The organism is Paenibacillus sp. WLX1005 (assembly GCF_046603685.1).
In the GTDB taxonomy this organism is placed as follows: Bacteria; Bacillota; Bacilli; order Paenibacillales; family Paenibacillaceae; genus Saccharibacillus.
In genome coordinates, this window is the sequence record NZ_CP176756.1 from 3,773,708 (window position 1) to 3,786,858 (window position 13,151).

At 47.8% G+C, this 13,151-nt stretch carries 11 protein-coding genes and 1 other annotated feature; all 11 genes read right to left on the minus strand.

Annotated elements, in window-relative coordinates; translation table 11 throughout:
- Nucleotides 1–262: 262 nt before the first annotated feature.
- A complete protein-coding gene (ileS, locus tag ACE3MZ_RS16140) occupies nucleotides 263–3,358 on the minus strand; it encodes an isoleucine--tRNA ligase (protein ID WP_411343164.1) in 3,096 nt (1,031 codons plus the stop codon).
- A 66-nt stretch (nucleotides 3,359–3,424) separates the two neighbouring features.
- Nucleotides 3,425–3,700: a binding site (T-box leader), on the minus strand.
- A 160-nt stretch (nucleotides 3,701–3,860) separates the two neighbouring features.
- Nucleotides 3,861–4,454 (minus strand): DivIVA domain-containing protein, encoded by a 594-nt coding sequence (locus ACE3MZ_RS16145; RefSeq protein ID WP_411343165.1) that lies wholly within the window; start codon nucleotides 4,452–4,454, stop codon nucleotides 3,861–3,863.
- A 307-nt stretch (nucleotides 4,455–4,761) separates the two neighbouring features.
- Nucleotides 4,762–5,544: an RNA-binding protein gene (locus tag ACE3MZ_RS16150; protein WP_411343166.1), complete on the minus strand. Its 783-nt coding sequence runs from the start codon at nucleotides 5,542–5,544 to the stop codon at nucleotides 4,762–4,764.
- 203 nt (nucleotides 5,545–5,747) lie between these two features.
- On the minus strand, nucleotides 5,748–6,017 hold the full coding sequence (locus tag ACE3MZ_RS16155) for a YggT family protein (protein WP_411343167.1): 270 nt from the start codon (nucleotides 6,015–6,017) through the stop codon (nucleotides 5,748–5,750).
- Nucleotides 6,018–6,024: 7 nt separating this feature from the next.
- Nucleotides 6,025–6,474 carry a cell division protein SepF gene (locus tag ACE3MZ_RS16160; RefSeq protein ID WP_411343168.1) on the minus strand — a complete coding sequence of 150 codons (450 nt, stop codon included), beginning with the start codon at nucleotides 6,472–6,474 and terminating at the stop codon, nucleotides 6,025–6,027.
- A 2-nt stretch (nucleotides 6,475–6,476) separates the two neighbouring features.
- On the minus strand, nucleotides 6,477–7,166 hold the full coding sequence (locus ACE3MZ_RS16165) for a YggS family pyridoxal phosphate-dependent enzyme (RefSeq protein ID WP_411343169.1): 690 nt from the start codon (nucleotides 7,164–7,166) through the stop codon (nucleotides 6,477–6,479).
- Between the two features lie 6 nt (nucleotides 7,167–7,172).
- On the minus strand, nucleotides 7,173–8,018 hold the full coding sequence (gene pgeF, locus ACE3MZ_RS16170; RefSeq protein ID WP_411343170.1) for a peptidoglycan editing factor PgeF: 846 nt from the start codon (nucleotides 8,016–8,018) through the stop codon (nucleotides 7,173–7,175).
- A 171-nt stretch (nucleotides 8,019–8,189) separates the two neighbouring features.
- Nucleotides 8,190–9,353 (minus strand): cell division protein FtsZ, encoded by a 1,164-nt coding sequence (gene ftsZ / locus ACE3MZ_RS16175; protein ID WP_411343171.1) that lies wholly within the window; start codon nucleotides 9,351–9,353, stop codon nucleotides 8,190–8,192.
- A gap of 59 nt (nucleotides 9,354–9,412) precedes the next feature.
- Nucleotides 9,413–10,672 (minus strand): cell division protein FtsA, encoded by a 1,260-nt coding sequence (ftsA, locus tag ACE3MZ_RS16180; protein WP_411343172.1) that lies wholly within the window; start codon nucleotides 10,670–10,672, stop codon nucleotides 9,413–9,415.
- Nucleotides 10,673–11,073: 401 nt separating this feature from the next.
- The gene (locus ACE3MZ_RS16185; protein ID WP_411343173.1) at nucleotides 11,074–11,871 is read right to left on the minus strand and encodes a cell division protein FtsQ/DivIB; all 798 of its coding nucleotides are present in this window, start codon (nucleotides 11,869–11,871) and stop codon (nucleotides 11,074–11,076) included.
- 114 nt (nucleotides 11,872–11,985) lie between these two features.
- Nucleotides 11,986–13,110, minus strand: a complete 1,125-nt coding sequence (murG, locus tag ACE3MZ_RS16190; protein WP_411346819.1) for an undecaprenyldiphospho-muramoylpentapeptide beta-N-acetylglucosaminyltransferase — start codon at nucleotides 13,108–13,110, stop codon at nucleotides 11,986–11,988.
- Between the last annotated feature and the right edge of the window lie 41 nt (nucleotides 13,111–13,151).

Genomic DNA, 13,151 nt, shown 5'->3' on the forward strand with positions numbered 1-13,151 from the left:
GTGCCGGCGACAGCGGATCGCCTTACAGGGTCCGTTTCATCGTGAACACAGCTTTTCTTATTGTAGCATAGGGGTCGGGGTGCGTCTATTGATCAAACAGGGATACGCTAGTTATCCCATTTTCATATAAATGGATAGGTTCAGGATCATCATGACAAATCTTCAAACAAGTTGCTATACAAAAAGCAGCCTATTCCTTATCAAAGGAACAGGCTGCTTGGCTTACTTTGAGATATTAGTATATGTTACAGAGAATAGCGAATTACGATACGTGGATGCTAGCTTTTTGACCGACCAGCTCTACTTGTTCCATGCCTTCCACTTCGCCGAAGGTCACGTCTGTTACAAGCACATTCTCACGCAGTACACTGTCAAAGGATTGAATCGCCTGACGCAACTCGTCACTGACGTTGAGAGTCAGATGTACATATTTCTCAATCGGCAGATCAAGCTTTTTACGGTAGTCCTGTACAGTACGTACCACTTCACGCACCCAGCCTTCCTGTTCCAGCTCAGGTGTGATGTCGGTATTCAGTGCAACCGTCAGACCATAACCGGACGCGGAAGCAAAGCCGGATTTGGCTTTTTTCTCGACTAGCAATTCTTCACTAGTGACATGCAGTTCTTCACCTTCCGGCGAAGTCACATTCAGTACGCCTGCTTGCACAACATGACGGGTTTCGTCTGCGGACATTTCTTTGAAGAAGTTTTGCAGGAAACCGACGTTTTTGCCATATTTTTTACCAGCAACTTTCAGGTTCAGCTTGAATGTAAAATCAACGAAGCCAGCGTCATCATGCTCGGTACGAATGCCTTTCACGTTGATCTCATCCTTGATGATTTCTTCGTAACTTGCCAGATCAAAGTCCTTGTCGATCGACACGATCAGTTCGGACAACGGCTGACGGTTTTTGATGCCTGTTTCGTTACGGACGTTACGTGCCAACTCGACGATGCGACGTGCTGTTTCCATATCGCGCTCCAGTTCCGCATCAATCCATGCTTCGTTGGACACCGGATAATCGTCCATATGCACGCTCTCACCACTACTTAGATTCAGATAAATGTCTTCCGCCAGCATCGGTGTAAATGGTGCCAGCAGCTTCGCAGTCGTCAGCAACACTTCAGTCAGCGTGCGGTAAGCGTCCAGCTTGTCATCCGTCAATCCTGTACCCCAGAAACGATCGCGCGAACGGCGGATATACCAGTTGCTCAGCTCATCGACAAATGCTTCGATCGCTTTGGACGAGTTCAAATAATCGTTCACTGCCAGCGCCTTGTCGACCACGATGATCAGGCTGTTCAGGCGAGACACGATCCAGCGATCCAGCTTATGTGCCGACGGTTGGAACGGATGCTCTGCCGGATCAAATCCATCAATCGTCGCATACAGCGTCAAGAACGCATGAGTATTGACGAGTGTATCCACCAGCTTGGACTTCGCTTCACCGACGATGCCTTTGGAGAAACGTTTGCTGTTCCATGGTGCGCTATCAGATAGCAGTGCCCAACGGAATGCGTCCGTACCGTATTCGTCGATCACTTCCCATGGATCGATAACGTTGCCTTTCGACTTGGACATTTTCTGTCCGCTCTCATCCAGTACGTGACCGGTTGCCATGACAGCTTTGTATGGTGCTTGACCAGTCAGCAATGTCGACACTGCCAGCAGACTGTAGAACCAGCCACGGGTCTGATCGATCCCTTCGCAGATCATATCCGCTGGGTATTGCTGCTGGAACACATCTTTATTTTCAAACGGATAGTGCTGCTGGGCGAACGGCATCGAGCCGCTATCAAACCAGACATCGATCACTTCCGGTGTGCGTTTCATTTCGTATTTTCCACAGGAACTACGTACTTTGACATCATCCACGTATGGCTTGTGCAATTCCAGATTTTCCGGTACGTCGCCGATCGCACGCTCACGCAGTTCGGCAATGCTGTGCGGTGCAAATTGCTCACCCGTTTCTTCACATACCCATACATTCAGCGGTGTACCCCAGTACCGATCACGGCTAATATTCCAGTCCACAAGGTCTTCCAGGAATTTACCAAAACGACCATCGCGTACATGACCCGGATACCAGGTTACATCGCTATTGTTAGCAATCAACTGATCTTTGATCGCAGTCGTTTGGATAAACCAGCTGTCCATCGCATAGTATAACAGCGGCGTATCACAACGCCAGCAAAATGGATAGCTGTGCTCGTAACGCTCTTTGCTGAACAGTGTATTATGCTCGGACAGATATTTGATGATATCTACATCGCAATCTTTGACAAAACGACCAGCAAAATCCGTTACTTCTGGTACGAATTTACCTTCCAGATCGACCAAGTTAACGAAGCTGATTCCATTCTCGCGGCAAACACGATAGTCATCTTCACCATGCGCTGGTGCCATGTGTACGATACCAGTACCGCTAGCATCAGTAACAAAGCCTGCGCCGAGGATAATATTCGTTTTCTCTGCTTTGATGTAGCTAAATGGCGAATCGTACGTTTTGCCTACCAGCTCGGAACCTGGCAGTGTGCTTAGTACTTCGTATTCAGCTTTGATTGGAGCCATGACTTTTTCAACCAAATTTTTGGCAAGGATGTATACTTCGCCATTCTGACTCACACGTGCATATTCCATATCCGGGTTCACTGCCAGTGCTACGTGAGATGGCAATGTCCAAGGTGTTGTCGTCCATGCCAGTACATATTCGCCGCTATCATGCAGCTTGAACTTGGCAGTAGCACTCAGGTCTTTGACATCTTTGTAGCCCTGTGCAACTTCGTGAGAGCTGAGCGTCGTCTGACAAGACGGGCAATACGGGCTAACACGGTGCCCACGGTACATCAGACCTTTATCGTGGATGGTCGCCAGAATGTTCCAGACGCTCTCGATATATCCATTATTCAATGTGATATACGGGTTGTCCATATCTGTCCAATAGCCGATTGCTTCTGTCAGATCGCGCCATTGCTGCTCATATTCAAATACGCTTGCTTTACATTCGTTAATGAATTTCTCTACACCGTAATCTTCGATCTCCCATTTGTGGGAGATGCCCAGCTTCTTCTGTACACCCAGCTCTACCGGCAGACCGTGTGTATCCCAACCAGCTTTACGAACGACACGGTAGCCTTTCATTGTGTTGTAACGACCGATAAAGTCCTTGATTACTCGACCTAGTACGTGACCGATATGTGGTTTACCGTTCGCTGTTGGAGGTCCTTCGTAAAAGACAAAGTTCGGCATGTCCTGACGATTTTCGATGGAGCGCTGGAATGTGCGCTCCGCATTCCATTTATTCAGAATACGCAGGTCGCGCGCCCGTGCTTTTTCTTTGACATCCACTCTTTGCATGGTTCATTCATCCTCTCTTCATTCAAAACATCCCGCTTGCAAAACATCAAAAAAACCCCGTCCCTGGAAAGGGACGAGGTTGCTCGCGTTACCACCCTTGTTTCATTCTGAATGCCATATCATGCTCATTATAACATGCAATGTCCATTCAAAATGACACTTGTGCCCGCACAATGTATGCGGCGCCTTGATAACGGCAGGCAATCCGGCTTGGCTTACTGATTCATTTCAGCCGCGCTTCTCCGGGGAGATTTTCCATGGTTCGTTGTTCATTGGCTTGCACCGACCGCCAACTCTCTATAGAACAATCATAACCTGTACTGGCCCCATCACAGAATGTATGCAAATGTATTGCGGGGAGTGACACGGGACATAATCCGGTCACAGCTATAAAATATTTATATCGCTTTGTCCGTCAAATGTCAACCATTTCGGCACAACAACGGGCAAATGTCCGTTACCGTCACAACTTGATCATTTGTACGATCCAAGGCTCGTCTTATCAATACAGATCGCTACCGCCGGAACGGCTTTCTTCCGGTTCACGCTCATCTTGACGTTCGCGATTCCATTGCTCGCGGTCACGCTCATTGCGCTCTTGACGCTCGCTGCTTGTACGTTCGAGTTCGCGAGTCTGGTTCTCCAGCGCGTCCCAGCCATCTTGACCGAGCAGTTCCAGTTGCGCTTCAACCAACGTGCGGAAACGAGTACGGTAAATGGAAGCCTGCTTCTTCAGCTCTTCCACTTCCATCGACACCTTGCGTGCTTTGGATAGCGATTCGTTGATGATGCGATCCGCATTTTTCTCGGATTCCTTGATGATCAACTGCGCTTCTTTTTTGGCGTTGTTTTTCACTTCATCCGCCGCTTCCTGGGCAACAATGATCGTTTTGCTCAGTGTCTCCTCCAGGTTTGCAAAATGATCCAGACGCTCCTGAACACCAAGCAGCTGATTTTGCAATTCCTTGTTTTCGCGGATAAGCCCCTCATAATCCTTGATCACCTGATCGAGGAACTCATTCACTTCATCTTCGTCATAACCACGCAGCCTGCGCGAGAATTCCTTATTATGTATATCCAGCGGGGTTAATGGCATGGGTAGACACCTCCTATAATATTCGGGCCGCTAAATTGCCTCATTAGTGATATCATACTTCATTTCGACGCGATTGAATACTATCTTGTACGTAAAGAAGCAGCATGATCACGATATCGGTTGTAGCGACGATTTTGTTGATCTTGCAGCCGTGGCATCATCATATGACATAGACGGAAAATCATGTAAAATGACGGCTTTGCCCGGACAGTCAGACCCTTTTGTATATACACCGGAACATGGTGAATTTGAAACAGGTCGTTACTGTATAGGTTCCACAGACCGCCGTCATTTTCCTTCTTTTCATTTACACAAATTTTCCAATTTTCAAGCGATACCGACCTTTTTTGGTGATTCCCTCAAGCTCCAGCACGCGAAAACGTCCCAATCCCTGCACCGATACCATATCCCCTTCTTTGAGCGGATGAGATGGATCTTCTTCGGGTTTCCAGTTTACTTTGCAGCGTCCTGCTTTGATCGGCACCAGAATTTTGCTGCGGCTAAGCCGATATACGTCACTGGCGATTCCATCCAGCCGCAGGGAAGCAACAGACAGCTCCATCGTTTGCAGCTCTGGCTGTGCAGACCGAAGCTGATAGATCGGAAGCAGCTCCGTCATCACATGCAGACGATGCACTTGATTCATATGCAGATTGAGATACGAGGATACTTCGGATGCGACAACGATATGACAGCCATCATCCAGCACATGAATATCGCCGATCTTGTCCCTTTTTAACCCAAGACCGAGAATGGAACCCATGTAATCGCCATGCTCCAATTCAGTATATTTCTGTCCTTCCGGCGTGATCATCAGTACTTCCATCTGCATATCCTCACTGCTCAAATCAAGATAATCCGGTGCGATAATCGCACGTCGGCGCTCGGCATGTTCACTGCCGCCTTCTAGCCTTACTTGCACATCCGGTTCGCGTGCCACCAGAGTAGAGAGTATATACGATTGCCGTGGATCGAGAAAATCAGTCAACTTTTGCTCATGATAACGAGCTGCATTCTCCACCCACTCTGCCGCCCGTTCTACAAATTCACGTTCGTCTGGGTGAAAATGATGATAAATATTGTTGTTCATACGTGATGTCTACCTTTCCTCAACGATATAACATTCGTCTATTCCATTGTCATTCCTTTTGCATGTATCGTTCATAATACGAACACTGTGAACCAAATAATAAGACCATTTGCATACCAAAAAGCTGAAGCAACGTGCGGATGAATAACTGGTATACCGTCCGCACTGCGCTTCAGCTTTGATTGTTTCGTATCATTCCCGTCTTAGTAGATCAGCATTTGCAGCAGGTACAGCAAACCGCTAAACGCCAATTGCAGAACAAACAGCGCTACGATTGGGGAAATGTCCAGCACGCCGCCAATCGGTGGAATAAAGCGCCGGAATGGTGCCAGATAAGGTTCAACCAGTCGACCTAGCAACTGCCCGAAAGAACTCTCGCGAGCACTTGGCAGCCAGGACAACAGGATGTAGATAATGATCATGTACATGTAAATGCGGTACAAAATACCGAGTACTTCAAAAATTGCGCTCAACGTCCGCTCACCTCATCTTGTTATAATCAAAATCGTCGCTCAAAATCTCAGCGATTGTGCCTTCGATTTCGACTGTATCCGGTGTACACAGGAAAATGTTGCCGCCGATTTTGGAAATGCTACCGCCCAGTGCATAGACCGTGCCACTCATAAAATCGATAATACGAAGCGCTTGGTCGGTACGCACGCGTTGCAGGTTGACGATAACCGAACGATGCGAACGCAGATGGTCGGCAATGTCCTGCGCCTCGTCGTAGCTGCGCGGTTCATTTAAAATGACTTTGACATTTTTCTGTGAATGAATACTGACGACATTATTGGCTCTACTGTTCTTACGTACGTCCGCCGGAGAAGTTTCACGCGAATCATCTTCTTCCTCGATAATCTGCTCGCGCTCGATCACTTCTTCCTCTTCCTGAAGCCCTAGAAAATTCATAAATCGATTCATTACACCCATCGTTAATCCTCCTCTTTGCCAACCAGGATGGAGCCAAGACGTACAAAGGTCGCCCCTTCCTCGACAGCTATTTCAAAATCACCCGACATGCCCATGGATAAATGCTGAATCGGATCTGGTGTTAGTTGCAAGCTATTCAGTCGGTCACGTAGCTCCCGCAATCCGCGGAATACGGGACGCGTCTCTTCCGGGTTATCCACTTCCGGCGCCATCGTCATCAAGCCAATCACCTGTATATGTGGCATCGCTGCCACCTGTTCTAACAATGGCTGCGCCTGCTCCGGAGAAATTCCATATTTGGACTCTTCACCTGATATGTTAATCTGCAAAAATACTTGTACCGTCAAGTCTGCTTCAGCCGCCTTTTTCTCCAGCTCTTTGGCAAGGGACAGACGATCCAGTGAATGGATATATTGAAATTTGCCGATTACGTCTTTGACTTTGTTTGTTTGCAAATGACCGATAAAATGCCACACTCCGCGTTCATGCAGAGCTTCCCATTTATCCTTTGCATGTTGCCAGCGGTTCTCACCTAGATGATTCAGCCCGGCATCCAGCACGCGTTCTGTTTTGTCCGTGGATACATACTTGGTCACAGCGACCACCTGTACCTCATCCGCACGTCGTCCGCTGCGCTCACAGGCAGCTTCAATACGCTGCTGTACCTGAGCTATTCGTTCTTGCAATCCCAATCTGTGTCACTCCATTTCTATACCAATCCAGCTTGCCATTCGGCCTGTACGGCCTCCATCAGCGCGATATGAGAAGAAAAGATCATGATGATCATACGTACACCATGTACTATATTCGATGTGCTGTGGCTGTATTCCTGCAAAAATCATGATTTCGCGGTTTAATTGTTTTAAATCTAGCCATGTTTTGCCGGGTAATCCCTGTTTTGCATATGTAGGCTCTTGTCCATTACCCTGCAATGCGGCTGTCCAAACATCCACCTTATCCATCACATGCGCATCAACCTCATACTGATCCATCCCAATCGAAGGCCCGATAGCGGCATGCAGATCAGCAGGGCTACTGCCATAATGTTGCTGCATCGTACGTACCATCTCGCCAGCAATATTAGCGACAGTGCCTTTCCAACCAGCATGAGCAAGCCCAACGACTCGGCGTATAGGATCTATAAAGTATAATGGCACACAATCTGCGTAAAAGGAAGTGAGCAGCAGACCCGGCACATCCGTCACAAGTCCATCTGTGTTTTGAAACGCACTTTCCCGATCTGCCCAGCCTTTCCCTGCATGCTCTGCTGTGACAACAGCGATATTGCTACTATGCACCTGCTCACCGCACACCCAGTTTTGCGGTTGAAAACCAAGCGCTTCACAGAGCAAGCGACGGTTCCCTAGTACATCCTCTGGGCGATCTTCTACATGATAAGCCAAATTAAACGAATGATACGGTTCCCGGCTAATGCCGCCGCGACGCCCGGTGAAGCCTGCACTAATTCCGCTGCTCCAGCCTGAACAATCCAGCTGAAATAGTTCAGGACCGGTAGTTTGGATACGACTTTCGAATGGTTCCATGCTGCACCTCACTATTGAAAGTATAAATTGATCATGAACTTGCCGAAATGCGCTGAAATGAAAAAGACCTGTTTTCCGTAGAAAACAAGTCCTTTCCTTATGAGATCTGCAATATTCCTTGCAGTTCGATTGCAATAATTATGATGCTAATCCATCTTCCAATCTATCGCTCTAGTCGTTTTTGTGACGGGAACGATTACGCAGGAACGTTGGAATATCAAGTTGATCTCCACTTGTCTGCTGCTGATTGTTGTTATTGTTGAACTGACGTGGACTTGGTGCTTTTTCCTCGCCTTGTTCAGCGGAAGATGACGATTGTGGCTGCTGCTGTTGTTGCTGTGGCGTCGCTGGACGACGGGAAGGCTGCAACGGCTGTGCCGGTTTGTGCTCAAAGCCTGTCGCAATGACGGTCACTTTGATCTCTTCCTTGAGGTTTTCGTCGATGATCGCACCGAAGATCATATTCACTTCTGGATCAGAAGCGCTGATTACGATCTCGGCTGCTTCATTTACTTCATACAGCGACAGGTTGTTGCCGCCAGTAATGTTCATGATTACACCGCGAGCGCCCTCAATGGACGTTTCCAGCAGTGGGCTCATGATCGCTTTGCGTGCTGCTTCCGCTGCACGGTTCTCACCTGTTGCTTCACCGATACCCATCAGAGCAGAACCACGTTCCGTCATGATTGTTTTTACATCGGCAAAGTCCAAGTTGATCAGACCTGGTACAGCGATCAGATCAGAAATACCCTGTACCGCTTGACGAAGCACGTTGTCCGCTTCACGGAATGCTTCCAGCATTGGAGTCTTTTTGTCCACGATCTCCAGCAGGCGATCATTCGGAATCACGATCAGTGTGTCTACTTTTTCTTTCAGTGCTTCGATGCCAAGCTCGGCTTGCGAGAAGCGTTTGCGTCCTTCGAAGGTGAATGGACGAGTAACAACGCCAACTGTCAGCGCGCCACATTCTCTAGCGATCTCAGCGATCACTGGAGCAGCGCCTGTACCCGTACCGCCACCCATACCTGCGGTTACGAATACCATGTCTGCGCCTTTCAGCGTGTTGCTGATCAGGTCACGAGATTCTTCAGCTGCCTTTTTACCGACATCCGGATTTGCACCGGCACCCAGACCGCGAGTCAGCTTATCGCCGATTTGCAGTTTGTGCTCGGATTTGGCCAGATGCAGTGCCTGTGCATCTGTATTTACCGTTATAAATTCCACGCCTTGAACGCCATTTTCAATCATACGGTTGACAGCATTGCTTCCGCCGCCACCTACACCGATGACCTTAATCTGGGCCAGGCTCTCCATTTCGAAATCAAATTCCAACATCTATCCCATCTCCCCCTCATTGTCCATGAATGGCTCATTTCCAGTAAGAATGAACTTCATTAGATAAATTCACTGAACATATTTTTGAGCCGTTCAATCAAGCCCGGTTTTGCATTGCTTTCCGGGGTCGATGCAGTCTTATTGCGCGCCGGCGCCTTCTTGCTACTTCCGGCTACACTGCTGCTGCCACCGCGAATATTGCGGATTACATTGTACAAAATGCCGACACCGCTCGTATAAGCAGGGTCACGCACACCGATATAATCAGGTACTGCCACTCTGACGGAAGCTGCCAGTTCTTCGCGGGCAATTTCCAAAACACCCGGCATCGAAACTGTGCCTCCTGTGAGTATATAACCACCAGGCTGCTCTTGATAACCGAGACGCACAACTTCCTGACGAATCAGTTCAAAAATTTCCTGTACGCGCGGCTCAATAATCGCTGCCAAATCCTGCTGGGTAAATTCTTTGTCCACATTGCTGCCGATGCGTTGAACTTTAAATACGACATCCGGTGCGGATTCTTCAACCAGCGCACAGCCGTATTTCAATTTCACTTTTTCAGCATTTTCTGTCAAGGTACGCAATCCATAAGCGATATCGTTGGTGATGAATTCGCCGCCGATTGGTAAAGTAGACGTCGATTTGAGTGCGCCTTCTTCAAATACCGCAATCGTGGACGAACCTGCACCGATATCAATCAGTATAGCGCCCATTGTTTTCTCATCTTTGGATAACGCCAATTGACCGGCTCCCAGTGAGATCAAGACCAGATCCTTGATATGTAGATCGGCTTTTTCCACACAGCGGAGTAAGTTGTGAATGGATGTTTTGGCACCGGTGATGATGGTTGCTTCCACTTCCAGACGTACTCCGATCATGCCGCGAGGATCCTGAATTCCTTCCAGACCGTCGACAACATATTGCTTGGCGACAACATCGATAATTTCACGTTCAGGAGGAAGAGCAATTACTTCTGCTGCCTTCAACACCCGTTCGATATCCTCTTCGCCGATTTCACGGTCTTCATTGGATACGGCTACAACTCCATGGCTCGTTTGAAGTCCGATGTGATTTCCCGAAATACCCACAATTACTTCAGATATTTGAATGCCGACCATACGCTCTGCATGATCAACAGCATTTCGGATGGATTGCACAGTCTGATCGATATCGACGATTGCACCTTTGCGAATCCCCTCCGAGTCGGCAGATCCAACTCCAATAATATTAAAGGTTCCATTGTTAATTTCCCCGATAATAGCACGAACTTTGGATGTACCGATGTCCAAACTAACAATGATGTCATTGTTGCTCAAGCCCCTGGCACCTCCTGCATATTGCATAATAAATGATTGATTTCCAGCCTTTGGCGATATTGGTTACCAACCGGAAATTCAATTTCCGAAAAACATTTTTTTAAAATTGCTCTCTACTTTAGTATTCAACGTTGCGTATGCTTTCCCTCTTTTTTCTATAAACTTTTTCAAAGCTGTAGCGCCAGTAAAAGTGTAAAGAAAAAAGAATGATCGCGGGGCATGTCATGTTTCTCAGCAGATGCCTTATCATGTTTGCCAATATTAAAGTTTACAAAACTTTAATATCTACCAAACTTATTCTAGCATTTTTCTTCTCTCACAGAAAGTGCCGCTACCATATCCTTATGCCATTGCGGGAAAAAGAGACCGTGCAGCCCTGTTAGAATAGGAAAAATAACAACTTATTGTCCAACCGGAACTTCGCTATCATCGGCTGCTTCCGGCTTGAATGGTGTATAGGAGTCGGCTTCCAGCATCGTGATCAAGCCCGGAGGCTGTGTCTCAATAACCTGGTTTAAATACTCGACTTTGTCCGACAATAGCGAAATACTTGTAATCACTTCAAACTGTGAACGGGTATAGATCATAATCCGATCTGGAAAGGACGGCGTAGGCGAAGGCATAATTTCCGAGATGTCCGACGTTAACTCATTCGGAATATTGCCAAGTACTTTGCATAACTCTACTTTTTCCTTGGCATAATCTCCCCACTGGGTCAGAACGGGCTTCTCCACAGCAACCCCACGGTCATCGGCGCGTACCGATGTGCCGCTTTGTAATATCGCTGTAAGCTCACCAGAGCTTGCCAGCTCATACGCTACGACCGGATACTCGGTAATTTGAATATTCACCTGACCTGGAAAATGCTTCGTAATCACTGCATCCTTGATCGCTGGAATGGTGAGTAACCGTTCTTTGATCGTAGAAGCAGATGTACCGTAAAAAGCATCGCCTTTAGCAAGACGGGTTGCGTTGAACAAATCTGTTTTGGACGTAAACGCGTTGCCGGTAAACGTAATCTGCGAAATTTTGCCAACCGGCGAAAACCAGAATACGACACCCGCCACGATAACAAACAGAATGCTCAGTATAACGATCCATCTCGTTTTGGCGCTGATTAGCGGCTTGCGTTTGACGGAAGGTCGTACATTGGCAGTAGGTTCATTTTTCGGGACAACAATCAATTTTCGCTTAGGCATGGCATGTCTCCAGTATTTCGTATTTATAGCGCCCGGCAGTACAGGCAGGTACGTTGAGCTTGCCGTCAGTCGTTCACGCCTTTGTTTGCATAACGAGCTGTGATGCAGCTGCGATTATTTGTTACTTTTGCGATTCTGGGTTAAGCGCTGAATCTCTTCCACTAGTAAAAAGGCGGATTGCGGTGTGCCCAGAGTTTTGGCAGCTACCGACATCTTCTGGCGCTCCTCCTCATCATCCATAATCCGGTCGATCAAAGCAATCAGCGAATCGCCAGTCAGATCACGCTCTAGCAGCATCTCGGCTGCTCCAGCCTTGCGCAATGCGAGTGCATTCGCTTCCTGATGATTGTTCGTTACATTGGGTGACGGAATGAGAATGGATGGCGTGCCAAGCGATGTAATCTCCGCCAGCGAAGAAGCTCCAGCTCGACCGATCAGCAGCGCCGTTCCAGCCAGTACTTCCGGCATATTCGGGATATACGGCAAAATATGCAAATGCGTCGGAATGGAATCGACCGCATCATTGATCCGTTCGTAAATCTCATCGTAGTAAATCTCGCCAGTAACGAACACATAGTGTACGTTAGGCTTGTTTTTGAGCAGTGGAGCTGTTTGTACCATCGCTTCAACGAGCGCTCTAGCTCCTCGACTACCACCGACAATCATTACGATCTGGGCATCTGCGGGCAATCCAAGCGAAGCCAGTCCGCGTTCACGATCAGCATGCTGAACCATAGTGGCACGTGGATTGCCGGTAAATAGCACGTGTTTAGCACGTTTAAACCGTGGGATCGCATCTTCAAAGCTGACAGCTACTGTGCTGGAATAACCGCTCAAAAACAGATTGGTCAATCCCGGTACAGCATTTTGCTCATGTACGAGCGTTGGAACACCCAATTTGGCTGCTGCATACACAACAGGACCGCATACATATCCACCTGTACCAATCACGATATCTGGTTTAAAGTCGCGAATCATCTGCTTTGAATGTTTCACACCCTGAATGAAGCGGTTGACTGTACGTATATTTTCCAGCGAAAATAATCGCCTTCTAAACCCCGTAATATCAATCGATTCAAAACGCATCCGCGTTTCCGGTACGATCTTCGTTTCCAGTCCACGTTTGCCACCAATGTACAGAAATTCGGCTTTGATGCCTTGTTCCTTGAATTGCTCAGCAATCGCCAGTGCCGGATAAATATGACCACCCGTGCCGCCACCTGTCAAAATAATACGCATCATGTATTCCTCCTTTCCTCTGAAAGTTGTGTAGCTATTGG

Bases quoted from the DNA above. Each gene is read 5' to 3' on its own strand.
- ACE3MZ_RS16145 (WP_411343165.1), bottom strand. From the start codon at position 4,454: ATGCCATTAACCCCGCTGGATATACATAATAAGGAATTCTCGCGCAGG.
- ACE3MZ_RS16150 (WP_411343166.1), bottom strand. From the start codon at position 5,544: ATGAACAACAATATTTATCATCATTTTCACCCAGACGAACGTGAATTT.
- ACE3MZ_RS16160 (WP_411343168.1), bottom strand. From the start codon at position 6,474: ATGGGTGTAATGAATCGATTTATGAATTTTCTAGGGCTTCAGGAAGAG.
- ftsZ (WP_411343171.1), bottom strand. From the start codon at position 9,353: ATGTTGGAATTTGATTTCGAAATGGAGAGCCTGGCCCAGATTAAGGTC.
- ACE3MZ_RS16185 (WP_411343173.1), bottom strand. From the start codon at position 11,871: ATGCCTAAGCGAAAATTGATTGTTGTCCCGAAAAATGAACCTACTGCC.
- pgeF (WP_411343170.1), bottom strand. From the start codon at position 8,018: ATGGAACCATTCGAAAGTCGTATCCAAACTACCGGTCCTGAACTATTT.
- ileS (WP_411343164.1), bottom strand. From the start codon at position 3,358: ATGCAAAGAGTGGATGTCAAAGAAAAAGCACGGGCGCGCGACCTGCGT.
- murG (WP_411346819.1), bottom strand. From the start codon at position 13,110: ATGCGTATTATTTTGACAGGTGGCGGCACGGGTGGTCATATTTATCCG.